Genomic DNA, 20537 nt, shown 5'->3' on the forward strand with positions numbered 1-20537 from the left:
AGTTGTTATTAACGGTAGAGCAATTAGTTGGAAGTAAGAATGAGTTAGAAGCTACTACCTTAGACTTAGGTGAAGTCAATAAGTTTACAGGTTCAAAAGAGTTAAACGATTTACTATTTTCATCTTTGCAAAATATATTCACAAAGAATGGGGTAATTGATACAGTAACTTCTAAGAAAGAAGAAGTATTAGATTACCGTACAAGAGCAACGAATAGGTTTGTATTACGAGTAGATAAAGAGCAGTTTGAAACAAAGTCAGCTATCTTTGTAACAGATGAGCATGTTATTAAGAACGATAAAGCAAAAGAGAAACAACATACTGGAAAAGAGATTGAGTACAATATTTTAACATTAATTAAGAAGTATGAAGACATGTTTGATATTAAGCAGTTAAGTGACCAAGAGTACAGACTGATTAGTATACTAAATGTCATAATGTTAACAGAAGCAAGTTTTGTTGTATTCGGTATGGAAGCTACAGATATGCATGAAAACTTATTACTTATGATAGAAGATTATAAAGAGAATAGTTTAAACTGTAAATTAGAAACAATTATCTTTTATGAAAATGAAGACAATCGTATTGCATATGGTGGGATTAATGAGTTTTCAACACATAAAGTAAAGAGTCCAAACCAATATGAGAAGTTTTATAAGAGCGTATAAAGGTTAAGTAAACAGATAGATAAATAGGCGAACAGCGATAATAAAGAGATAAAACTAGGCAATGTTTTAAGTTTGAAAGGCGGTAGTATTATGGCATTAGAGCCTACAGAAAGACTGGAGTATTTTTCAGACATCATTTTAAGCAGAATGTTAACATCAAGTGATGATAGAGACTTGATTATTACACAATTACAACCTGAGGTATTTACAAACGAGAATTTCTTAATCTATTCCGTTATGTATAGCTTCAAAGACAGGGGTATTGTTCCTGATAAAGAGTTTTTAAATATGTATTTATCTCGTAATACGAAATTAATTACACAAAACCCACAAAACATAGAAGCTGATTTATTTAGTGATACAGGGGATGATGTAGTAAGTTCATTTATTAGTGCTACAATAAACAAGTTAGTAAGACTACAGGGTGAAGACTATTCAAAACAAAATATAGATTTAATATTAGAAAAGTTCCGAATTGATTTCAAAACTATATACCAAACAAAGGTGTTAGACGGTGCGAAGTTAATTCTAAACGATAAGCTACAAGTAGGGTATAAAACGTATAGTGGTCAAGAAGATAGTGATTTATACTATCAAGAACAAATGACGAAACTGAATACATTAATCAACAGTGATGCAAGTGAAGGTTTCGTAGATGATACAATAGACGGTATGGATGATTCATCAAGAGTTATGCCTGTAACTGTTAGTGACTTCCACTACTTAGATTTCTTAAACAAACATTATGGCGGTATCAAAACTGGTTACTTCTATAACATCATGGCTCCACCTAAGAGTGGTAAGTCTAAGTTCTGTTATAGAGCGATTCATACCGCTAGGGTTAAGTATGGCGTAAACTGTGGATTCTGGGCAAACGAGGGTGGTCGTAAAAAAGCCCAAGCAGAAATGAGAGCAATTCACTTTGATTACTATTACAATGAGAAACAAGGGGAAGATTATGCTCAACTATCAGGTCAAGATATCTTAGATGATAATTTCCCTTCACAACAATATCGTGAGTTAGAAGCAATTAGTCGAGCAGACTTATTTACAAATCCAAACCACGGTAAAGTTATTTTCATTGAAGAACCTTTAGAGATTGAACATTATATTCATCAATTAACATTAGCAACAAAGCGTTATAACTTAAAGTTAATCGTAGTCGATTACCTACAGTTAATGGGTAGTAAAGGTAATAAAATGAGTAAGAATGAGCGTATCGGTGTTGCATATCAGCAAACCCTAGCGTTCATCGGTAAGTATCAAGTAGCGTTTATCAGTCCTTCACAGTTCAAACAGGAATTCTTAAAAGAGATTGATAAGGGTGGAGACGTAGATACTCGATTAGGTGGCGGTGAGTCAGCAGAGATTGTACGTACTCCCGATGTAAACATAGCCTTATACGGTACACCTACCGATATTGACAATAATAAACTATCCTTACTAAGTATCCCTTCTCGTGTAGCTAGACCATTTGAGAAGCGTGATATCTATGTGGATTTGGGGTATTGTTTCTATTCAGATATAAATTGGTAATAAGTAATAAAACGAGTCTTAGTTTGTTCCTAACCAAAATGTGTATAAAATTGTACATAGGTAGAGCAAGCTAAGACTTTTCTATTATTTATCTAACTTCACTACCTTTCCATTGTCTAGTGGTATTCAAAGTAAATATAAGATTTTTAATCAAGAATTTAAGAAACAATAAGGTAGATTAGATGTGAAGTTACTGTATAACTTTTCCTCTAGACCAAAACAAGTTCAATAGGTTATAAGTTTTATATTTATTTTGAAGGGGTATAAGCACTACATACCTGTTCAAATAAGATATATGTAATCAAAACGAATAGAAGGGGAGACTAAAAGATGTCTAAAACAAAACCTGTTTTAAATCCACAAATGATTGAACAAATCAATGAAAGAACAGCTAAGTTACCTGAGAATGAGCAGTTCTTAATTGCAAACTGTATTCAAAACTTATTAAACGGCTCTAGTTGGGGCTTTATGACAAAAGAAATGGTTGAAGCTTATGGAGACCCAATGAAGTTTAATAATGAACTTACAAAAGTATATTCATTAGCTCCTAAACCATCAAAACGTGCAGGGAAAACAAATCCAGTATACATGGTAGAATCAAACTACCAAAACGCATTAACAACGTTACAAAAGGTAGTTCCAGGCGTTGTAAATAATGAGTTTGTACAAGAGTTTAAAGACGAAGTACAAGATAGTATTGAATCATTTAAGAAGTTCTATGCAAAAGCTTCTAAAGAAGGTTTCCAAGGAATCATCGGTTTTAACTCTGTAAATAAAACAGAAACAATGACTTTCAATGGAAAACGTGAAAGAGCATTCCAATTACCATTATCAGCAGTGTTAGGTCTTATGAACGATAACAACACTCGCCTTAACTTAGGTGGAATAGTAACACCTTCACAAGTAAAAGCAAACTTCGAACAGTACGCAAGTAAATTACTAACAAGTGAAGGCTCAACAGCGGTTGTTGTTCAACTTGTAATTCGAGGAACAGGTAAATAAGTAACAAAAGCAGACCCCTATTAGTGTAAAAACTAGTAGGGGCATCTCTGTAAAAGGTGGTATAATTATGATAACTCCATTAGAATCATTCGTACTTACACATATGGGTGAAAACTTCATGGAAGGTGCGAACTGGGGATTTTGTCCTCCCGAAGACTACGAAAGACATTTACCAACATTCCAAAAAGAAGTAGTTGGGGTAGCAAACTTTAGTGTCTTAAAAAGTCGAGGTGGTATATTAATTGAAGTAGAACCAAACTTCTTAGTACAAGCATTATCTAAGCTACCAAATGTAGGTTTTGATAATGAAGACTTGAAGAGTGCATTAGCTGAACGTCAGTTAGCATTAGTACAGTTTCGTATATGGATTGAGAATAACTCATCATATCAAGGCTTCCTTGGTATCAACGAAACAACAGACTCCAAATCCGTAACCATCAGTCAAGTTCCGTATCCTTCCTTCAAAGTTGGGGTAGACACATTCTTCCATGAATTTATGAATTATAAAGTACAGTTCCTAAACAACAAGAACCAATGGCAATACTTTGATAGTGGTATGGATAGACAAGAATTTATTAATGCTTGTTCTATCTCACCTACAAGAAACTGTATGGTAATTCCAATAAAGATTGAAGGTAAACGATAAACCGGAAAGGGGGTTTAGTTGAAATGTCTTTTAAACAAATCATATATGATGAACTAAAAGGAGAAGTAAGTCCGAAACGTAGAGCAGTCGTATCTGATACAGACAGTTATCTATTAGGAGTTGCTTCTACAAAAGAAGAGTTAAAAACTTTACTGAATAAAGAAACTGTAGGTAGTGTAGTATGTGACCAATCTATAATAGGTACAGTAGGTTTTAATGTAGAAACAGAAGAAGTTGTAGTTTCAAAGAATATATCGAAAATAGAACCTCTATCTAATCCCGTTATAACAGAGATTACAGGTAGTAGGTACGTTAATGATACAAAACTAAGTAAATCAGAGTTAAATCAATTGATTGAAAGAAACAACGAATATGTAGATAAAATACATAAGTCTTTAATGAATTACCAAACATTAACTACATTAAAAGACGAGAAGGAAGTATTACATGACCTTCCAAAAGTAGTTTCCTTGAAAATAGGTAAAGACGGTATATGGTTCTACTTATCTGAACTACAATTAAGTACAGAAACATATTGTGGAACATTCATGGTACACGGTAAAGGTAAAGACTTATATGCACATGAAATAGCTGAAATAGTGTCTCCTGTATGGGGTATATCGGAGAAAGAAATAGAAGATATATTACTAGGTGGATTTTAGAATAGAGACATGGAGTATAAAATACAAAACAATTAGAAAGAGGGATATAGAATGGCGACAGCAACAAAACCAATTAGTTTTAAGAAACAGGTATTTAATCAATTAAAAGACGAAGTAAGTATCGTAACTCCAATTATTGGTTTTAACGATGAAGGTCACTTAACTGGGTTAGCTTTAACAAGAAAAGAATTAGTAAACTTAATGAACAATAAAGATACAAAAGGGGTAGTTGCTACAGACACTACGTTCGGTGCGGTAGGTTTTCATTTTAAATCGAAAGCAAGTTCAACTGATGCTTTACTTGTTCCAAACCAAAGAGAAGTAAATGAATTAATAGACTTCACAGAGGAAGAAAGCTTTGCTTTTATTACAAGATTAGAAGGATTAATAAAGAAATTAGACCCAAAAGCAATCGCATATGTACAAGGTAATGTACATACAATTAATTTTGAAGTATCAAACGTAGCATTCTCTATTACAGCTGACCAAATAAGAGTATTAACTAAAAATGGTAACATCATTGTACACGGTCAAGGAAGAGACTTAACATTAGAAGAAGTTGCAAGTTATTTACATGAGACATTTAATCTATCACATCAAGATTTTGTTAATCTATTAAGACAAGCATACGGTATTTAATCAAACTGGGATAGGGGTATTCAAATGACTGAAACAAAAGGATTTAAACAAAGTGTTTATGATGAATTGAAAGTAGAAATAGAAAACTCACTTACAAAAGTAATTGGATTTTCAGATGCAGGAACTGTAGTAGATATCGCTTCAAATAAAAGTGAATTAGGTTCACTATTAAAGAACTCAAATGTAAAAGGTGTTGTAGCAGACTATACCCAACACGGTTCAGTCGGATTTGTATTTAAAACAAAACGCAGTGTAGTGAGTACAAACTTATCACCTGTACCTGAGTTAATAGACTTTGTAGTTGAAGATATAAAGAATACTATTTCAAGTTATAGTGAGTTCGAGAAAGCGGTTGTATCTAGCAATCGCTTTAATCATAGACTTGTAGAGGTATTTCAAGGTAAACCACATATTGAATTTGAATTAAAATCTACCTACATTATGGGTGACGATGAAACGTTTCCACTATTTAAGTTCTTATATGTATATGTAGGAAACTTAGCATTTTGTATAACAGAGAGTCAAATTTCATTAATGACTGAGTGTGGTAACTTTATTGTACATAGTTCAAAACATGATGTAGAAGCAAGTTTTATTTTTCCATTCCTAGCAAAACACTTAAAAGTAGACGAATCAGAAATAAAGAAAGTTTTCATCGGATAAGAAAGGGGTAGACCAATGGCTAGTGAGTTAGCAGAGTTTAAGAAAGGTTGTTATAATCATTTTCGAGACGAATTAAAAGAGCATAAAGACGCTATGATAATTGGTTTTGATGCAAAACACGTTGTAATGGGAATTGCAACTACACCAACTGAGTTAAGAGATTTATTAAAATTAAAGGGACTTAATGCAGTTGTCATTAACCATCCTGATATCTTTATGGTGGGTTATGATTTCAAGAAAAAATCTCAATTTGTCAGAACAGACGATTCTGTATTAGGCAGACTGTATACTAAAACAATTGATAAACAATACAAGGAAATCTTCAAAAATGCAAAAAGCAAACAATTGGTGACTCAGGAAAACCACGAATTAATTCAACGTATTGAAGATTTCTGTATGCGTTATCAAATTCCTCATTCTAAAAGTGCAGGAGACAGAGCAGGAGATAACACAAACATTATAGTGATTAACTTAATGATGGGTAACATAAAAATAGAAATTACAGAAGAACTAACTTATATTCAGTTACATGAAACATACTTAATCGTACACGATATGCATCATGATATTGAGACAAGTAAGTATATGAATATTATGTCTAAACTGTTATTCGTACCTGAGTTAGAAGTACAAAGATTGTTCATGCCAAACGTTAGATAAAAGGGGTATGTATAGTGATAAAGAAAACAGACCCATTGAGAGTATATAAACAACTACGAGAAGTTGTAAAAGAATATAAAGAGGGTTTTCTGAATATACCAAGAAACCAAATAGAAGACGATATAGACTATGCCTACTCTAAAGAACGTATAGGGTACAATGAGTATATCGTCTTGAAAGATTACTTACAGGGGTAGTTTTCATTACTACCAAACAATAGAGGAAGGTATGAACAAATGGCTAAAACATTAAAACAAGATGCATATAGTTTTCTAGGTAGTCAACTAGAAGAGATAGGTTCAGAACTGGTAGTTGGATATGATAAAGACTATGGTGTAATCGGTATTGCAAAGAATAAAGCACAACTGAAACAGGTCTTAAAAACAAAAGGTATCGCAGGAGTCATTATAGCAGATAGAGAATCTTGTGCAGTAGGGTATGACTTCATTAAAGGTGAACAATACTTTGGGATGCCAGAACGTCATGGTCATATATCAGACTATATTGATAAAGAAAAAGTTGCTGTCTACGGAAACGGTGATACGGATAAACTTGTTATAGAGAATAATGACTTTATGTTAAAGCTTATGGAATTTTTAGATAAAAACAATATATCGTATAATGATTCAACTTACGCTCCAATAAGAGGACACAAGTACATGTATGAGATAACTGTCTATAACGGCAGGTGTTCGACTACCATATCAAAGAATCAAACGTATATGAAAACAAGTACAGATGTATTAATTGTACATGATTCTACAAGAGACGTAGAGTTTGAGTTTTACGCTGAGTTTTTATGTAAAGTATTAAATATAGACTTTAACGTAGCAAAACAGTTAATTATCGACTGTTATAATGCAAAAGGATTGTACCAGTAAACTAAAGGAGAGAAACAAAATGACAAAATCAATTAAACAAGAAGCATATACAACTTTAGGTAAGTTTTTACAAACAGATAATGGAAGTCTTGTATTCGGTTACAACAAGAACTACGAGGTAACAGGGGTAGCAAGAACAAAAGAACAATTAAAAGAAGTCATACAAACGAAGGGTATAGCAGGGGTTATCTTTCCTATGACACAACCTCATGCAACTGGATATGACTTTGTAACAGGAGAAAAGTATAAGACTTTAAAAGGTAGAGCAGGGGATATAAAAGACTACACAGAAAAAGAAAATCATAACTTATATGAGTACAGCACTAACATAGATGAAATGATTAGAGAGAATACAAACTTTATAGAACCCTTCATGGAATTTTTGGATAAAATAGATGCAAGCTATGGTTGTATAACAGAACAGCCTGTAAGTGGTCATAACTCTACATATGAAGCAGTTATTACTCTTAGTGGTTGTCGTGTTAGAGTTTCAAAACATGGTACAGTTGTAACTTTAAGTCCAAACTATTTAGTTGTTCATGACTCTACTAAAGACACTGACATTAACTTCTATTCAACATTTATGGCTAGAGTATTGAATGTAGACGAAAATATAATGAAAGATGTACTTGTAAAGTGTCTACAGAATAAGGGGTAATTAATATGAACTTCAGATATGCAATTTTAAACCTAACAGAATTTAAAAGTACAAAGAAACATTTCTACTCTGAACTGGAACAACGTTTCGTTCAGAGTAGGTTTAATTCTCAAAGACCTGTAATAGCAATTAATAGTGAAAATAATACAGTAATAGACATGATATATGGTAAAGACTTTAGAGGTCAATTAGCAAAGCATATGTTATGGGGCGAAAACGTAAATCTAGCTATACCCTTAAAGATTGAAGATAAGAAGGTATCTTTGGAAGAGAAACTGTATAGACAATACAAGTATCAATTTGAAACACAAAAACCCGAAGAAGGTAACGCTTTCGAAGAACATGTAAACAAAGTATTCCAAGCAGAATCACAAGGGGTAGCAAGTAATAATCAGTTTGTATTAAATTTTAAGACTTTCCTTGATACAAATAGTATAGAAGAAAGAATGAAACCTAGTACGAAAGAAAATAGTATTGTATTACAATCAGGTGAGACAGCAAACTACCTACAAATCAAGTTATTCGAAGGGGTAGTGTTGTATGCCTTTGAAAATCAAATGTTATACAAGACAATAAACTCTAATGTCATCATTGTTCATGATTACCACCATGACATTGATGTAGAAAAGTTCCTAGACTTCTTATCTCCAGCATTAACGATTGAAAGAGAAAATTTAAAGGAATTTTTCTTAGGGAGTTAAGTTGAAAAGGTTTTAAGAACTAGGTATACATAGGTAGACGTATACATAGTAAGTAGGAGATTATTTCCAGTAGATTGTAAAACAAAGGAGGTAATAATGAATGTCTAAGGAATCAAAACGTGCTATATACGATGTGTATAATAGAGCATGGTTCAGTAACCCTACAATCAGGGCGTTAGGGTACAACGAAGACCGCTTCTGTACTGGATTGGCAACCACGCCAAAAGAACTTATTCCATTACTAAACAATAAACAATGTACAGGGGTGGTATTTCTTACAAGTCCTGTAGACTTTGAAGAGTATCATAAGAACACAGGTAAAAAGATACAGATAGAGAAATTTATCAACGGAGAGGAATTTCTTCACTATTCGTATCGTGATTACGCAAACGCCATGTTAGAGTGGGGTTTAGATATATCTGATAAAGAAGACTTATATAAGTTCGATAAAAGATTAGAAGGAAATAGTTTATTCCTAGACTCTCTTATCAATTATGGTTTCAAGAGTAATATAGATGTAGAACCATTTGCTATGAAAGTAGAAGGTGGCGCACAATTTCCACTACGAACTGTATATTTGACAAGAGGTAACTTAACATTTTGTGTAACAAGTGAGCAAGTCGCTATCAAAGTTGGGGTAGACGATTTCATGATAGTACATGATGCAACAAGAGATATAGACTTCCAACTACTAGTAGATATTATGGCAAGAGGTTTAGGTCTTAGTCATGGTGAGTTACAGACAGAACTTATTAAAGCAATTGAATTAAGCGATATTAGTTAAGCGGTATAAAGTACATAAACTTTATAAGTAAAAGTATCAAAGTAGAAGTAAAGGGGTAGTTATAATGGACTTACAAAGACAGGTCGTTACAAGTCGAAAGAATGGGAAGGTAATCGCAACTGTTGAAGATTACTACGATAGATTCGTGCATGACATGGGGGCAAAATACAAGAAAACTAGCTTTACAAAAGATAAACTATGTATTTGCCCCTTCCATGATGATAATGATGCATCGTTAGGTTTATTCCGAGATAAACATGATAAAGAAGTTAAAATCTTTCACTGTTTCGGTTGTGGAGCAGGTGGAGACATCGTTCAATTCCATAGAAGACTTATTAACATTACAGAACATAGAAATATCTCATTAGAGGTAGCAAGTAAAGAAGTAGCAAACTTATATGGAATTGAAATAAATGAAGAAGCTATCGAAGAACACTTAAAATCGTTACTGTTTGAACGAGAATTGGAAGTAGAGAGAAACTTAGGTCAATATAACTTCCGTTCACATAGTAGTAACTTAATGAAACTAAGAATGGAACAAGAAAATATGTCATTAGGTGATTTTAGTGAAAACTTAGATGTAGTTATAAACATGTGGAAACTAGCAATCAGACAAGCGGAAAATAAAGATAATTAATACGTAGAGAAACTACGAGTAATGTAACAAAGTGGGGTATATAAAATGTTCGAATTAGCATCAATACAGAAACCAACCGTATTAAATGTATTACAAAACACAATGGAAAGTGGATTAGGATTAGATATTTCTAAGACTTCAACAGGTATTACAATCTTTGATGGAGAAACGGTTAAAACATATCAATGCGTAATAGAATATGATGAAGACTCACCGTTCCATTGGTATCTACTAACAAAGGCATTAGAAGACGATTTAAAGTCTTTATTACAAGGAAAACATTTTGATGTAATAGGTATAGAAGATTCAATTCAAGGGGAAAACTATGATACAGTACGAAAATTAATCCTTCTTAATAGTGTAATAGATAAAATTATCATGGAAGGAAACGTAACTTGTGATTATTTCAAACGAATTGGTAATACAGTTTGGAAGAAATGGTTAAGAACCTTAAAGCCTGGCAAGAAGATTTTAAAAGATAAAGCAGAGATTGAAATGATTCTAGATTACTTGGATTTTCCATTAGTAGACTTATATCGTAATGAAAAGAACAGTGTAAAAGAAAAAGATGGATATCAAGACCAATTAGATTCTACAGGGGTATTAATTGGTGTAGGACTTGAACGTCAAAATAATAACCTAACTGGCAAAAATAAAAAGAAACCTAGCAAGTTACGTATACATAATTATAGTAGTGCAGAAGAACTGTTAAAATATCATGAAGGTACTACTTTAACCCCGATAAATCTAGGTGGGGACTTAAAATCTTCTGTTAAAACCTTTTTTGAAGGACTGTCCAACGAAGATAAACAGAAAAAGTACTATATGTGTAAAGACTCCTTAGGTAGCTTGGGTTTAGAGTATGGACTTGCGGATTACAGAAATGGAAACCACATTGTCATGTACCATGAATTAAAATAAAGTAAGCAGACAACAAGGAGGGGTTCAAATGGCAACTGAGAAAGAAGTTGTAAGTTATTTAGCAACATCAAACGGATACAAAATAGGAGAACTGGTAAAAATGCCTGACGATGGTTCAGCAGATTCACCGCAGGTAAAACACATATGTCGTAATGGGGTAGCGTTTATACCTAGAGTAGAACTTACAACTCGATATCAACTAAGTACAAATAAGATTAGAAACTTACAATGTTACTATTGGAATTGTATGGCTTGTGGCAAAACGTATTATAGTGCAAATAAAGAAGATATAGATATCTCAAACAATAATAAACAGCAACAAAACATGTATAACCCGAATATGGGTCAACAAACAAATATGAGTCAAGGTTATCCACATCAAAACCAATATCCAAATCAGCAGTATCAGCAAGGGTATCCGAATCAACAATATCCAAACCAACAATATCAGCAACAACAAGGGTATCCACAACAGGGTTATCCGCAACAAGGTCAAAACTATTATAGTCAACAACAAAATAACCGCCAACAGCAACCTACTCATCAACCAAATCAAGGAGTATGGAGAGGTTACTAATGGTATTAGATTTCATAACGAACGGCAAAATCACACAAACTCATTTAAACTTGAAAATGAACCCTTCAAAGTTCATCAAAGTTGGGGTAAGTGAGGATTTAGAAACCGTTCTATTCTCATATCTAGAGTTAGAAGACCGTTGCAACTTCATAAATCCTTCCATTATTACTGTTTTATTAGCTAGAAAAGTAATAACAAGAGAAGAACAAACGGTGGACGGTCAAACAATTCTACTAAAATATAGCTATTAATTGTAGATGTGAGGTGGTTTTGTTGCAGTTAGTTACAAAGAAAAAGTTACTAACAGTAGTAGACAATGATGGGTATTGGAAAGGCGTATTTGCACCATGCAAGATAAGGAAGACCTACGTAAATGATAATCACCCTTCTTGTACTGAGGTATTGATTCAAAAGATAAAATATACGAATGGTGAGATAAAGACATTAGTAAAGACAGTTAGAAACCCATATGGGAAAGAGTTAGAGTTAGAAGAGTTTATTGAAAACTTCATTTTCCACAATTGCAATGAAGAAGACGGAATAAACATTAAATATTGGCAGTTAGCATAGGAGGGGTAGATATGGGTTTAAAGAAAGTAACATTAGCACAAGTAAAAGCATCGGTTAAGAAGAACAAAAGTTGGAATGGATATGTAGCACCAAACAAGGTAGCAGAGTTTCATGTGAACCAAGGATGGCACTTAGGGGTACAAATTAACGTAATGACAAACGATAACGGGGATTTATTTGTAGGTGGACAGCATTTATTAACAAGATATCTAGAAAACTTCCAGTATCATAATTGTAACAACGAAGTAGGAACAGGGGTAGCTTATTGGGAGTTGACAAGCTAATGAGGAAAGTAAATCAAACTCACATTAAGAAAACAATTAAACAAACTGGTAGTTGGACTGGATATATTGCACCTAGTAACGTACCACAAGAGAATGTAGTTACAGGATGGGGTATGGGAAGACTGACTACAATTACAGAATTAAGCAGTACATTAATGGTAGACAATAATGCATACTCCTTAGAATATTTATTAACTCATTTAAAAGCCAATAACGAAAGAAACGGATTAGGTAATGGCATTGCCTATTGGGAGGCATAAACTTAAAATGTTTAAAAGTAAAGTATTAAACAGTAAACTAGTAAAAACATTAGCCTTAACTACAGGGATTTTAGGATTTGCAACTGGTTGTGATAACTTAGTAGACCAAGCTACTCAAACATTTAAAGCCGACCACGGAGTTAAAACAGAAGAGGTAGCACAAGCGAAGAAACCAAAAGTTACAGATTTAAAGAAAATCGCAACGAGTTACAACGGTGAAAAGGTAGTAACAGTTAACAACAATAAAGCAGACTTTACACAAGACCAATTAGATAAGGTAAGATTAACTCAAACTGACCCTACATGGCAAGAATACTCGAATTTAGATAATATGAATAGAGTAGGGGTAGCAACGGCATTACTTGGAATGCAGAATCAACCGAAGGAAAAGCGTGACGATAGATTAAATACAAAACCTACAGGTTGGCATCAAAAGAAACTAAGTGATGGTAGCTACTTGTATGATAGAAGTCATCTAATTGGATTCCAGTTATCAGGACAAAACGATAACCCGAAAAACCTTATGACAGGTACAAAAGACTTTAATCGTAAGAGCATGTTAAAATATGAGAACATGGTAGACAAAGAAGTAGAAAAAGGAAGCTACGTCTTATATGAAGTAAAACCCGTATTCATTGGAAGTGAAAAGGTTGCTCGTGGTGTAAACATGAAAGCAAAATCAATGAACAATCAAAATTTAGAATTCAACGTATTTTGTCATAATGTACAAGATGGGGTAGAAATAAACTACGAAGACGGAACTTCTAAACTAACAGGTAAGTTGAAATAAGGAGGGTAGATAATGAATTTAGCACAAGTAGACATACATACGAAACAGTTAATTACAAACACAATTGGTAATTCAATTGATACAAACTGGTTCTTTAACTGGTTAACAACTAGAGTAGGTAGACAGTATACAATTTACAACGGAAGTGACATTACAAATCTTGAAACGCTAAAGAATCAACGAGAAACTTGTATTAAGACAGGTATTATCACAAGAGTTTTCGAAGATGGAAATCGTATTTATATAGAACTGAATAACGACCCATATAACTTAGATTTCTTTGACTATAAACAATTTACAGGTATTTGTACACATGGTTACGGAATGTATTATATTATCTATCCAAACTGTACGTACCACAAGGTTCACATTCAATAAATAAGGAAAGCCTACTCGAAAGGGTAGGCAAGACCCTATTTTAGCTTAGTGTTAAGCATCTAAACAATTAGGTGTTTATAGTAAGTTAAAGTAAAAGTAGAGAGATAGAGAGACGTGAGTAAGTTGAAATAGACATCGTAGATAACAGACAAATTAAAACTAAATGAAACTAATAAATGAAAATGCAAGGAGAGAATTACATGACAAACACAACTGATAAAGTAAAAGCGATTATTGAAGAGAATTGGGATTTAACAAATGAAACAGTAAACACAATTCATTTTCGTTTTGGAACAAGTCGAGGAGAACCTAAATTTGTTTATAAAAAAGATACTGAAACAGTAAACCTAGTAGACAAAGACATAGATTCTAGAAAAGAAGCACTATCTGTAGAAGTTAAAACACTAATTTACAGTCAAATCCGCGACGGGGTAGAACCAATAGACGCTCAAAAAGTATTCTTAGAACGTAATACAGATGAAATGAAGAAGATAATTGAACTGTATGGTGGACATAATGATTAAACCGATAGGAGGTAAATAGAGTGTGTCACGTACCTAAATGTAATTGCCTGTCAAACAGTTTTTATCGTTCCATTTTAGAAGGTAAAGGAAGGTCACTCATACTAGGGGTAGATGAACTCTTTGAATGTAATGGAGACCATTTTATAAAAACATTATTAAACGAAGATAAATATTATATAACACTTAGCACAGAAGGATTAACTAAATTATTACGTAAGAAACAAATAACTTCATCAGCTACAAATTATATTATAAATAGAGTTAAATATTCAGAAGAAGAACAGTATGTACGATTAAGGGCTTATCTAACAGCAAACCGAGAGGTTGGTAAGAAGGTAACTTATATAAGAGTAAAAGATAATACAGTAATAACGAATAAAGAATATATGGAAGATTTCAGTTTACCTTTAGAAGACCTACTAGATTACATAACTTTCTTAGGATATAAACCAGTAAACTTAAAAACAAAAGAAGCAACTAGAGAAGTAGACTTAAACGATGTAAGTGACTATGTTTTCGCTGACAAAAGGATGGATGGTCTTTTAACAATATTCATAGACGTAACAGAGGGCGTGTAACCATGATAAACTATTGGGATTTAGCGGTCATTGTACCGTGTGTCGTTATACAGATATGGTTAGGTTTACTAATCATGGATTATCTCATTAAACGAGGTAATGAGAATAAGAAGAATGAAATTAAGCAAACGAAACTTATGAGAAAAATTGTAGGAAACCGAGATATAAAAAGTATCAAGAACAAAGTAATCATGGTTTCTATCCTGTTAGGGGTAGTTCTACTATGTAGACAGTGGATTTACGATTCTAGATACACAAACGATTTGCTATTTGGTAGTTTACAAATAAACGTACTATTTTTATTATGGTATGCGTCAGCATTTAAAACACAAAAGCCAGACGATAGTAAGTTAATTCAATCATATGCAAAGATACTAGGACGTATTAGTATATCATTCGCATGTATGGGGTATTCCGTATTCTATGTATACTTTGTATTTAAACTTATCTTTTCAGGAGAGTTCATTTAAGGCTAGGTAGTTTTACTACTTAGCTATTTTTTATATAAGGAAGTGAAACCATTGGATAGTTCGTATATGGCACAATTAGGGGTAGTATTAATTCAAGTATTGATTATCTTAACTATCATACAATCTATGGTAGTGAAAGAGAAAGGCAAACTACAAAAGAGGTTGTGGATGTTTCCTTTCATTGCTTTATTTGTATTTGCACTCTTAACTTTCATAGGTGATAGAATAAACTTACCATCTACCTTAGCAGACACATTAGCTACAGGAGTAGCATCAAATGAGTGCTTACTATTGTATTTCGGAAGTATTTGGGTAGAAGAAAGGCACAAAAGAAACGAAGCTATTTATCAAAACTATATAAAGTATGGTGTATTACTATTAAAGTATGTAGCACTAGGGTTTGGAATTCTATTAACTTTAGTCGCAATAGCAGACTTATTTATATAAGTAGCAAGTCATATAGTAGGAGGATAAAAGGGGATGGAGATTACAGTTTCACTAGACGTACTAAACATAATAGTAAGAGTAGGAATACTAGTTGTACAAACAGTTATATTTTTGAGTATTAGTAGTTTACTTTTATTTAAGAAAGACTTACTAGATTATAAGAGAGTTTGGATTCCTACAGTTTTAACAATACCACTATATTTTATTTTAATCTATATGGGAGACGTAATAGATTGGTCAAAGCAAACTTCTAATATGATATTCTTCGGATTAATGATGGGTAGCTTCTTTCCAATGTACTTCTTCACATATTTAGCAAAGAGAAACTATAGGAACAAACATAGATACATGCCTAAGTATTTAGAGTTTATGTTAGGAGCATTTAGAACTTTCTTTTTCCTAATATTAACTCTAGTATATGGTATGCTAATCTATCATTTTGTTATTAGTTTTAAATAGTATAAAACAAAGAGGTGTTAAAGTGGAAACAGTAGTAATAGAAAAGAGTGTGTTAGATTATTTCATCATAATAGGGGTATTCTTAGTACAGACTTTCTTCATAGGTATGTTAGTTTACTTAAAGAGAAAGAAACGTACTATAGGAGATTCAAAGATACTTCCTTTTGGTTCTGTCATTACAGTAGTTTTATATTATATCTTAATAAGCCAATCAAACAGTTTAGAGATTAATGAGTTCTCTATAGCATCTTTAGTAAACGGAGTTGTAATCAATCAATTCTTAATCTTAATGTATATCTTTACTTGGATTAGAGACCATTTTAAAGCAAAGAACTCTCCTAAATTGTTAACGAATGTAGGAGTTATCCTATTTATGTCGTTAGCAGTTGGGTTATACGGAATCTACTTATTAAACTTCATGTTTAGTTGGGTGACTGTATAAGAAATAAGCCTTATTACACGTAAGGCTTTTTGTTTTGTATAGGAAGGGGTAAACAAATGATAGATATACTAGAACTAAACTATACCTTTCTCTTCTTTTTAATTTTGTTAGAAGTAGCGGTATTTCTACTACTTATGAACGAAATGAAGCATAAAAGACCGGATGAGAAGAAAGTAACGATTCCACTTTTATTACTAACTTTCATATTACTTGTGTGTCTGTTCTCCTATTTCATCGTTTTCTAACGGAAATAGGAGTTTTTTATGCAAACAAATAAAGAATTTGTAGACTACTTGACAAATGAAGAAATTTATGGTATAATAAAGTAGTAATAAAGAAGCAAGAAAGAGGTGTTAGAAATGGAACACAAATTAAGTAATGTCCCTTATATAAAGTGTAAGAACTGTGGGAAAGAAACGATACAAGCGATACATTTTAAAGTGTGTCAGCATTGTAAACAGGTCTACACAAAGAAAGCAAGTACAGACAAGTAATTATATGGAGGAAACCTAAATGAAAGAAAAAGAAGATTCCTTATATGTTGTGGTGACAGAGAATCCACATGATAAATTTGGTAATAAACCATTAGCAATGAGATTGTGGCATGAAAGCTTAGATTTAAAATTGTTTATTATGCCAAAACATGCATTTAAATCAGAAGAACAGTTTAAGAAAGAAATGATATTAAAATTAAACCGTGCTATTCCTGATTTTAAATCAATGAAAGAAGAAGAAACTTCATTTGGTTATAGATACATAAAATATATTCTTAAAGACCCTGATGGTGCAGTTTGGGACGTTGAAACAGAAAAACAGGCAACCCACATTTTAGAGTATAACGTACATAAAGTAGAAGTAAAACTTGGCGAAGATAGAAAAGAAGTATTAAATATCAGAAGTATCAATTGAACTAAGGGGTAGGTAATTATGACAAAGATGATTGAGTTAAATGGTGAAACACATTTTCTAAACACAATTCACGATTTTATTGAATTGTTACCACACGATTCTCAAAAACCTGTTTATGATTTAATGGAGGAAGAAACAGGTGGAAAGGATTTAAAGACTGAATTTCGTGCATTAGAGGGTTCACTAGATGACCAACGAAAAGCGGTAAATGAAGTATTAAACTTACTCAATAAGATGGAAAAGCATATGGAAGGTGCAAGATTAAACCGTAAAACATTAACAGAATGTATTTCAAGTGCAAAACAAGTCATTAATAATACATTCTAAGTCAAGGAGGGGTAGAAATGAGTGAAAAAGTATATCCAGACCATTACTATATGAGAGCAACTGAGAAAATAATAGACAGAGAGGGTACTACAGGGTACTACTCTCGTCTTATTGCCACAAACGAGATTTACGGATATGTAGTTGAGAGTTATAGAGTGAAAACAAAAGAAGACTTACTAGAAAAGGTAGAAGAAATACTAACAAGGCATTTAGGAAAATTAGACGAATACACAAGAGTTGAAACACCTTATGGTTGGAAATACGAGTTGTATGTACATTGGTTTAATGATGATATGGACTACAGAGTTACAGATAAAGACGGAGATTGGACGCACCATGAAGTATTTAATGTAGATATTAGTCTTTTTGAAGAAGTACATAATCCAATGTCAAAACTGAGTTAAGGAGGAAGTTAAACGTGAAAGGCGCAAATGAAAAGTATGATTTAATTACAAAAGCAGTACAAGAAGGGGTAGGGGAGTTAGAGAAATTAAAACTAAAGTATGGTTGGAACGGAGGGGATTCAGAAGCATTCCTTCATGGAAACTTAATTTTTGTTATAGCAACTCACGCTAGAGGTAAAACATTCCGTATCTTTATTACAGAAGACCCTACACAAGCACATGAACAAATTAAAGATACAGCTTTAGAAGTATATGGTGTAACAGGTGGTCAATTAGGTTGGACTGAAACATATGGATGGATTCATGAAGGTGCTTGGGTAGATGCAATTGAGCAATACTTCGCAACTTTAAGTAATACGTTACATTTAATAAAAGAAACACGTAAGAAAGAGAAAGAAAAGAAAAATACATCAGACCATTTAGTGTTAAAAGGAAAACTTACAAATTTGTCAGAGAAGTTCAAACAGGTTTAGGGTATGGGCTTTATAACAGACTCTACATTCTTATTTATGATTGTAGTAAATGTACTACAGACAATTATGTTGGGTAGTACCTTCTATATTGTTTTTCATTTGCAAGATAAGAAGAAAATCAAAACACTCATGGTCTATGTAACCGTATTAAATCTAGAGTACATTGGGGTATTAACGGTATTCTGTTTGTATAAGGGGTTTTATCCATATGAGCAACTGATAGCCGCTATAGTAACAAACGTATTTCTACTCGTATATTTAGGTATTACAAGAAGTAAAACGGGAGAAAGAAGAGAAGTAAACGTAATGAAGAAAGTATTGTATGCTATGTGGTTAGTAGGGAATACAGTATGTTTACTAATCTTCTTAAACTCCATTTAGGGGGTGTAAAGAGTGAATCAATTAAACTTCGCATTATTCGGGGTAGTAGTTATTTTATTAACAGGTACAAGTTACCTTTATTATGGTTACTTTAAAACAATGAAAACAGCAGAGAATAAAAATGAAACAGCTTATGCTTTTATATTTGGATTTATTATTTTCCTTATAACTACATTAGGACTTGTTATATCAGACCACATAACTGTACAACAAGAGAAAACATCTTTACTTTCAATTCTTATTGTTTTCTTAGCAAACGGTATGTTAGCTATTTGGGTAAGAGGTATGTACGATTTAACGAAGTCTAGTAAGTATAAAACATGGGTAATGTTAGTTAGACTGGTTTCTATTACTTGTATTATTATAGTTGGATTTAATGTGTATAAAGTAATAGGTTAAGGACTAAAGAAAGGATGATGAACTATGGTATTCACATCAGTAAACGTACTTATCTTTTTAACAGTAGCTACAGTATTCGTTTATTTCTATTACGGTTACAAAGCAAGAAAACAGGGAAACAGTAGAGAAGAAATGTTTGGTTTCTTTATAGGTATCCTAATTGCAATTATATCCTCTTTAGCTTTAATAGATATAGACAAAGTAGTCATTTCAAAAGACCGTCTACATGTAATCATTGTATTAGCTTCTTTCTTAGCATTAACTGTATTAAATTTATTTATGCGTTACAAGTGGCATATTCAAGGGTTAAGAGAGTTTAGACTTCATTTGAATGTAGGAAGAATTTTAATTCTTGTTTGTGTCGGTATTATGATATTCAAGACACACGTATCATGGGTACACCACGTATAAAGAGAGGGAAACAATGCAAACGGTTATATTTTATATTATAGTAGCTTTAGTCACTTTCATGAGTAGATGTTATTACGATTATGGTAAAACAGCAAAGAATGAGGGAAACAAAGTAGAGAAGATACTAGGATATTCAATTAGTACTATATCAGCTATTGTTTTCTTTTTCCTTTTATATGATGGTGGACAGATAAATGAAGAAAAAGACTTACTAATCAATTACCTAGTTATTGTTTTTGCATTAATAACAATGATAGTAGGAATAGATTTCAGAGAAAAAGTAAAACTAGAAGGTCTAATGCAGTATAAACTTAAATTACATATAAACAGATTTATGATAGTCGTCTGTTTTGGGTTTCTAGTAGCAAGAATTATCTTATAGAAAGGGGTAGTAAA

Annotated in this window: 38 protein-coding genes; all 38 read left to right on the top strand. The window is 32.6% G+C overall.

Features of this window, described 5'->3' with window-relative positions:
• Positions 1 to 2 precede the first annotated feature (2 nt).
• The 38 genes from ASE54_RS25350 to ASE54_RS25530 all read left to right on the top strand — a co-directional run bounded on the left by ASE54_RS25350 (position 3) and on the right by ASE54_RS25530 (position 20523).
• The gene (locus ASE54_RS25350; RefSeq protein ID WP_000927789.1) at positions 3 to 668 is read left to right on the top strand and encodes a hypothetical protein; all 666 of its coding nucleotides are present in this window, start codon (positions 3 to 5) and stop codon (positions 666 to 668) included.
• Positions 669 to 758: 90 nt separating this feature from the next.
• Complete coding sequence (locus tag ASE54_RS25355) at positions 759 to 2204, top strand: DnaB-like helicase C-terminal domain-containing protein (RefSeq protein WP_001162832.1); 1446 nt, start codon at positions 759 to 761, stop codon at positions 2202 to 2204.
• A 330-nt stretch (positions 2205 to 2534) separates the two neighbouring features.
• The gene (locus tag ASE54_RS25360) at positions 2535 to 3206 is read left to right on the top strand and encodes a hypothetical protein (RefSeq protein ID WP_000047601.1); all 672 of its coding nucleotides are present in this window, start codon (positions 2535 to 2537) and stop codon (positions 3204 to 3206) included.
• A 67-nt stretch (positions 3207 to 3273) separates the two neighbouring features.
• Positions 3274 to 3852 (top strand): hypothetical protein, encoded by a 579-nt coding sequence (locus ASE54_RS25365; RefSeq protein ID WP_000632551.1) that lies wholly within the window; start codon positions 3274 to 3276, stop codon positions 3850 to 3852.
• 23 nt (positions 3853 to 3875) lie between these two features.
• Positions 3876 to 4514 carry a hypothetical protein gene (locus ASE54_RS25370; RefSeq protein ID WP_000008710.1) on the top strand — a complete coding sequence of 213 codons (639 nt, stop codon included), beginning with the start codon at positions 3876 to 3878 and terminating at the stop codon, positions 4512 to 4514.
• Positions 4515 to 4565: 51 nt separating this feature from the next.
• Positions 4566 to 5153, top strand: a complete 588-nt coding sequence (locus tag ASE54_RS25375) for a hypothetical protein (RefSeq protein ID WP_000179683.1) — start codon at positions 4566 to 4568, stop codon at positions 5151 to 5153.
• Between the two features lie 24 nt (positions 5154 to 5177).
• A complete protein-coding gene (locus ASE54_RS25380; protein ID WP_000140918.1) occupies positions 5178 to 5816 on the top strand; it encodes a hypothetical protein in 639 nt (212 codons plus the stop codon).
• Between the two features lie 15 nt (positions 5817 to 5831).
• Positions 5832 to 6476, top strand: a complete 645-nt coding sequence (locus tag ASE54_RS25385) for a hypothetical protein (RefSeq protein WP_000135609.1) — start codon at positions 5832 to 5834, stop codon at positions 6474 to 6476.
• Positions 6477 to 6490: 14 nt separating this feature from the next.
• Positions 6491 to 6673 (top strand): hypothetical protein, encoded by a 183-nt coding sequence (locus tag ASE54_RS25390; protein ID WP_000592745.1) that lies wholly within the window; start codon positions 6491 to 6493, stop codon positions 6671 to 6673.
• Between the two features lie 39 nt (positions 6674 to 6712).
• The gene (locus ASE54_RS25395; protein ID WP_001140597.1) at positions 6713 to 7357 is read left to right on the top strand and encodes a hypothetical protein; all 645 of its coding nucleotides are present in this window, start codon (positions 6713 to 6715) and stop codon (positions 7355 to 7357) included.
• A 19-nt stretch (positions 7358 to 7376) separates the two neighbouring features.
• Positions 7377 to 8015 carry a hypothetical protein gene (locus ASE54_RS25400; RefSeq protein WP_000167400.1) on the top strand — a complete coding sequence of 213 codons (639 nt, stop codon included), beginning with the start codon at positions 7377 to 7379 and terminating at the stop codon, positions 8013 to 8015.
• Between the two features lie 5 nt (positions 8016 to 8020).
• Positions 8021 to 8716, top strand: coding sequence for a hypothetical protein (locus ASE54_RS25405; RefSeq protein WP_001011570.1), 696 nt, complete (start codon positions 8021 to 8023; stop codon positions 8714 to 8716).
• A 100-nt stretch (positions 8717 to 8816) separates the two neighbouring features.
• On the top strand, positions 8817 to 9500 hold the full coding sequence (locus ASE54_RS25410; RefSeq protein WP_000032489.1) for a hypothetical protein: 684 nt from the start codon (positions 8817 to 8819) through the stop codon (positions 9498 to 9500).
• A gap of 64 nt (positions 9501 to 9564) precedes the next feature.
• On the top strand, positions 9565 to 10137 hold the full coding sequence (locus ASE54_RS25415) for a CHC2 zinc finger domain-containing protein (protein WP_000365721.1): 573 nt from the start codon (positions 9565 to 9567) through the stop codon (positions 10135 to 10137).
• A gap of 45 nt (positions 10138 to 10182) precedes the next feature.
• Positions 10183 to 11058: a hypothetical protein gene (locus ASE54_RS25420; RefSeq protein WP_000462221.1), complete on the top strand. Its 876-nt coding sequence runs from the start codon at positions 10183 to 10185 to the stop codon at positions 11056 to 11058.
• Positions 11059 to 11086: 28 nt separating this feature from the next.
• Positions 11087 to 11635: a hypothetical protein gene (locus ASE54_RS25425; protein WP_003254842.1), complete on the top strand. Its 549-nt coding sequence runs from the start codon at positions 11087 to 11089 to the stop codon at positions 11633 to 11635.
• Entirely contained in the window at positions 11635 to 11886 is a 252-nt protein-coding gene (locus ASE54_RS25430; protein ID WP_000242081.1) for a hypothetical protein, read from the top strand. The genes ASE54_RS25425 and ASE54_RS25430 overlap by 1 nt, the downstream gene beginning before the upstream one ends.
• Before the next feature lie 13 nt (positions 11887 to 11899).
• Positions 11900 to 12205: a hypothetical protein gene (locus ASE54_RS25435; protein WP_226790170.1), complete on the top strand. Its 306-nt coding sequence runs from the start codon at positions 11900 to 11902 to the stop codon at positions 12203 to 12205.
• 11 nt (positions 12206 to 12216) lie between these two features.
• A complete protein-coding gene (locus tag ASE54_RS25440; protein WP_000523337.1) occupies positions 12217 to 12489 on the top strand; it encodes a hypothetical protein in 273 nt (90 codons plus the stop codon).
• Positions 12489 to 12749, top strand: a complete 261-nt coding sequence (locus ASE54_RS25445; RefSeq protein WP_001233429.1) for a hypothetical protein — start codon at positions 12489 to 12491, stop codon at positions 12747 to 12749. Before ASE54_RS25440 ends, ASE54_RS25445 begins: the two co-directional genes overlap by 1 nt.
• Positions 12750 to 12756: 7 nt before the next feature.
• Positions 12757 to 13539, top strand: coding sequence for a DNA/RNA non-specific endonuclease (locus ASE54_RS25450; RefSeq protein ID WP_000477058.1), 783 nt, complete (start codon positions 12757 to 12759; stop codon positions 13537 to 13539).
• A 12-nt stretch (positions 13540 to 13551) separates the two neighbouring features.
• Positions 13552 to 13917, top strand: coding sequence for a hypothetical protein (locus ASE54_RS25455; protein WP_001046728.1), 366 nt, complete (start codon positions 13552 to 13554; stop codon positions 13915 to 13917).
• 200 nt (positions 13918 to 14117) lie between these two features.
• Positions 14118 to 14441, top strand: a complete 324-nt coding sequence (locus tag ASE54_RS25460; protein WP_000185895.1) for a hypothetical protein — start codon at positions 14118 to 14120, stop codon at positions 14439 to 14441.
• Between the two features lie 20 nt (positions 14442 to 14461).
• Complete coding sequence (locus tag ASE54_RS25465; RefSeq protein ID WP_000334786.1) at positions 14462 to 15019, top strand: hypothetical protein; 558 nt, start codon at positions 14462 to 14464, stop codon at positions 15017 to 15019.
• 2 nt (positions 15020 to 15021) lie between these two features.
• Positions 15022 to 15489: a hypothetical protein gene (locus ASE54_RS25470; RefSeq protein ID WP_000611667.1), complete on the top strand. Its 468-nt coding sequence runs from the start codon at positions 15022 to 15024 to the stop codon at positions 15487 to 15489.
• A 51-nt stretch (positions 15490 to 15540) separates the two neighbouring features.
• Complete coding sequence (locus ASE54_RS25475) at positions 15541 to 15936, top strand: hypothetical protein (protein WP_000378493.1); 396 nt, start codon at positions 15541 to 15543, stop codon at positions 15934 to 15936.
• A gap of 33 nt (positions 15937 to 15969) precedes the next feature.
• Positions 15970 to 16395, top strand: a complete 426-nt coding sequence (locus ASE54_RS25480; RefSeq protein WP_000406981.1) for a hypothetical protein — start codon at positions 15970 to 15972, stop codon at positions 16393 to 16395.
• A 22-nt stretch (positions 16396 to 16417) separates the two neighbouring features.
• Positions 16418 to 16837 carry a hypothetical protein gene (locus ASE54_RS25485; RefSeq protein ID WP_000451089.1) on the top strand — a complete coding sequence of 140 codons (420 nt, stop codon included), beginning with the start codon at positions 16418 to 16420 and terminating at the stop codon, positions 16835 to 16837.
• 56 nt (positions 16838 to 16893) lie between these two features.
• On the top strand, positions 16894 to 17082 hold the full coding sequence (locus tag ASE54_RS25490) for a hypothetical protein (protein WP_000565438.1): 189 nt from the start codon (positions 16894 to 16896) through the stop codon (positions 17080 to 17082).
• A gap of 114 nt (positions 17083 to 17196) precedes the next feature.
• Positions 17197 to 17331, top strand: a complete 135-nt coding sequence (locus ASE54_RS37450) for a hypothetical protein (protein ID WP_254905666.1) — start codon at positions 17197 to 17199, stop codon at positions 17329 to 17331.
• A 19-nt stretch (positions 17332 to 17350) separates the two neighbouring features.
• Positions 17351 to 17746: a hypothetical protein gene (locus tag ASE54_RS25495; RefSeq protein WP_000659537.1), complete on the top strand. Its 396-nt coding sequence runs from the start codon at positions 17351 to 17353 to the stop codon at positions 17744 to 17746.
• An 18-nt stretch (positions 17747 to 17764) separates the two neighbouring features.
• Complete coding sequence (locus ASE54_RS25500) at positions 17765 to 18073, top strand: hypothetical protein (protein ID WP_000164367.1); 309 nt, start codon at positions 17765 to 17767, stop codon at positions 18071 to 18073.
• A 17-nt stretch (positions 18074 to 18090) separates the two neighbouring features.
• Positions 18091 to 18477: a hypothetical protein gene (locus tag ASE54_RS25505; protein ID WP_001291944.1), complete on the top strand. Its 387-nt coding sequence runs from the start codon at positions 18091 to 18093 to the stop codon at positions 18475 to 18477.
• Positions 18478 to 18491: 14 nt separating this feature from the next.
• Entirely contained in the window at positions 18492 to 18950 is a 459-nt protein-coding gene (locus ASE54_RS25510) for a hypothetical protein (protein WP_000675414.1), read from the top strand.
• A gap of 3 nt (positions 18951 to 18953) precedes the next feature.
• Entirely contained in the window at positions 18954 to 19331 is a 378-nt protein-coding gene (locus ASE54_RS25515) for a hypothetical protein (RefSeq protein ID WP_000505829.1), read from the top strand.
• A gap of 12 nt (positions 19332 to 19343) precedes the next feature.
• On the top strand, positions 19344 to 19730 hold the full coding sequence (locus tag ASE54_RS25520) for a hypothetical protein (protein ID WP_001072692.1): 387 nt from the start codon (positions 19344 to 19346) through the stop codon (positions 19728 to 19730).
• 24 nt (positions 19731 to 19754) lie between these two features.
• Positions 19755 to 20141: a hypothetical protein gene (locus ASE54_RS25525; protein WP_000232241.1), complete on the top strand. Its 387-nt coding sequence runs from the start codon at positions 19755 to 19757 to the stop codon at positions 20139 to 20141.
• A gap of 13 nt (positions 20142 to 20154) precedes the next feature.
• Complete coding sequence (locus tag ASE54_RS25530) at positions 20155 to 20523, top strand: hypothetical protein (protein WP_001195244.1); 369 nt, start codon at positions 20155 to 20157, stop codon at positions 20521 to 20523.
• The last annotated feature ends 14 nt before the right edge of the window (positions 20524 to 20537 follow it).

The sequence above is a fragment of the Bacillus sp. Root131 genome, from assembly GCF_001429475.1.
In the GTDB taxonomy this organism is placed as follows: Bacteria; Bacillota; Bacilli; order Bacillales; family Bacillaceae_G; genus Bacillus_A; species Bacillus_A thuringiensis_S.

Excerpts from the sequence above, each read along its gene's own strand:
- ASE54_RS25355 (WP_001162832.1), top strand. The coding sequence starts at position 759 with ATGGCATTAGAGCCTACAGAAAGACTGGAGTATTTTTCAGACATCATT.
- ASE54_RS25360 (WP_000047601.1), top strand. The coding sequence starts at position 2,535 with ATGTCTAAAACAAAACCTGTTTTAAATCCACAAATGATTGAACAAATC.
- ASE54_RS25365 (WP_000632551.1), top strand. The coding sequence starts at position 3,274 with ATGATAACTCCATTAGAATCATTCGTACTTACACATATGGGTGAAAAC.
- ASE54_RS25370 (WP_000008710.1), top strand. The coding sequence starts at position 3,876 with ATGTCTTTTAAACAAATCATATATGATGAACTAAAAGGAGAAGTAAGT.
- ASE54_RS25375 (WP_000179683.1), top strand. The coding sequence starts at position 4,566 with ATGGCGACAGCAACAAAACCAATTAGTTTTAAGAAACAGGTATTTAAT.
- ASE54_RS25380 (WP_000140918.1), top strand. The coding sequence starts at position 5,178 with ATGACTGAAACAAAAGGATTTAAACAAAGTGTTTATGATGAATTGAAA.
- ASE54_RS25385 (WP_000135609.1), top strand. The coding sequence starts at position 5,832 with ATGGCTAGTGAGTTAGCAGAGTTTAAGAAAGGTTGTTATAATCATTTT.
- ASE54_RS25395 (WP_001140597.1), top strand. The coding sequence starts at position 6,713 with ATGGCTAAAACATTAAAACAAGATGCATATAGTTTTCTAGGTAGTCAA.
- ASE54_RS25400 (WP_000167400.1), top strand. The coding sequence starts at position 7,377 with ATGACAAAATCAATTAAACAAGAAGCATATACAACTTTAGGTAAGTTT.
- ASE54_RS25405 (WP_001011570.1), top strand. The coding sequence starts at position 8,021 with ATGAACTTCAGATATGCAATTTTAAACCTAACAGAATTTAAAAGTACA.
- ASE54_RS25410 (WP_000032489.1), top strand. The coding sequence starts at position 8,817 with ATGTCTAAGGAATCAAAACGTGCTATATACGATGTGTATAATAGAGCA.
- ASE54_RS25415 (WP_000365721.1), top strand. The coding sequence starts at position 9,565 with ATGGACTTACAAAGACAGGTCGTTACAAGTCGAAAGAATGGGAAGGTA.
- ASE54_RS25420 (WP_000462221.1), top strand. The coding sequence starts at position 10,183 with ATGTTCGAATTAGCATCAATACAGAAACCAACCGTATTAAATGTATTA.
- ASE54_RS25425 (WP_003254842.1), top strand. The coding sequence starts at position 11,087 with ATGGCAACTGAGAAAGAAGTTGTAAGTTATTTAGCAACATCAAACGGA.
- ASE54_RS25430 (WP_000242081.1), top strand. The coding sequence starts at position 11,635 with ATGGTATTAGATTTCATAACGAACGGCAAAATCACACAAACTCATTTA.
- ASE54_RS25440 (WP_000523337.1), top strand. The coding sequence starts at position 12,217 with ATGGGTTTAAAGAAAGTAACATTAGCACAAGTAAAAGCATCGGTTAAG.
- ASE54_RS25445 (WP_001233429.1), top strand. The coding sequence starts at position 12,489 with ATGAGGAAAGTAAATCAAACTCACATTAAGAAAACAATTAAACAAACT.
- ASE54_RS25450 (WP_000477058.1), top strand. The coding sequence starts at position 12,757 with ATGTTTAAAAGTAAAGTATTAAACAGTAAACTAGTAAAAACATTAGCC.
- ASE54_RS25455 (WP_001046728.1), top strand. The coding sequence starts at position 13,552 with ATGAATTTAGCACAAGTAGACATACATACGAAACAGTTAATTACAAAC.
- ASE54_RS25460 (WP_000185895.1), top strand. The coding sequence starts at position 14,118 with ATGACAAACACAACTGATAAAGTAAAAGCGATTATTGAAGAGAATTGG.
- ASE54_RS25470 (WP_000611667.1), top strand. The coding sequence starts at position 15,022 with ATGATAAACTATTGGGATTTAGCGGTCATTGTACCGTGTGTCGTTATA.
- ASE54_RS25480 (WP_000406981.1), top strand. The coding sequence starts at position 15,970 with ATGGAGATTACAGTTTCACTAGACGTACTAAACATAATAGTAAGAGTA.
- ASE54_RS25490 (WP_000565438.1), top strand. The coding sequence starts at position 16,894 with ATGATAGATATACTAGAACTAAACTATACCTTTCTCTTCTTTTTAATT.
- ASE54_RS37450 (WP_254905666.1), top strand. The coding sequence starts at position 17,197 with ATGGAACACAAATTAAGTAATGTCCCTTATATAAAGTGTAAGAACTGT.
- ASE54_RS25495 (WP_000659537.1), top strand. The coding sequence starts at position 17,351 with ATGAAAGAAAAAGAAGATTCCTTATATGTTGTGGTGACAGAGAATCCA.
- ASE54_RS25500 (WP_000164367.1), top strand. The coding sequence starts at position 17,765 with ATGACAAAGATGATTGAGTTAAATGGTGAAACACATTTTCTAAACACA.
- ASE54_RS25505 (WP_001291944.1), top strand. The coding sequence starts at position 18,091 with ATGAGTGAAAAAGTATATCCAGACCATTACTATATGAGAGCAACTGAG.
- ASE54_RS25515 (WP_000505829.1), top strand. The coding sequence starts at position 18,954 with ATGGGCTTTATAACAGACTCTACATTCTTATTTATGATTGTAGTAAAT.
- ASE54_RS25525 (WP_000232241.1), top strand. The coding sequence starts at position 19,755 with ATGGTATTCACATCAGTAAACGTACTTATCTTTTTAACAGTAGCTACA.
- ASE54_RS25530 (WP_001195244.1), top strand. The coding sequence starts at position 20,155 with ATGCAAACGGTTATATTTTATATTATAGTAGCTTTAGTCACTTTCATG.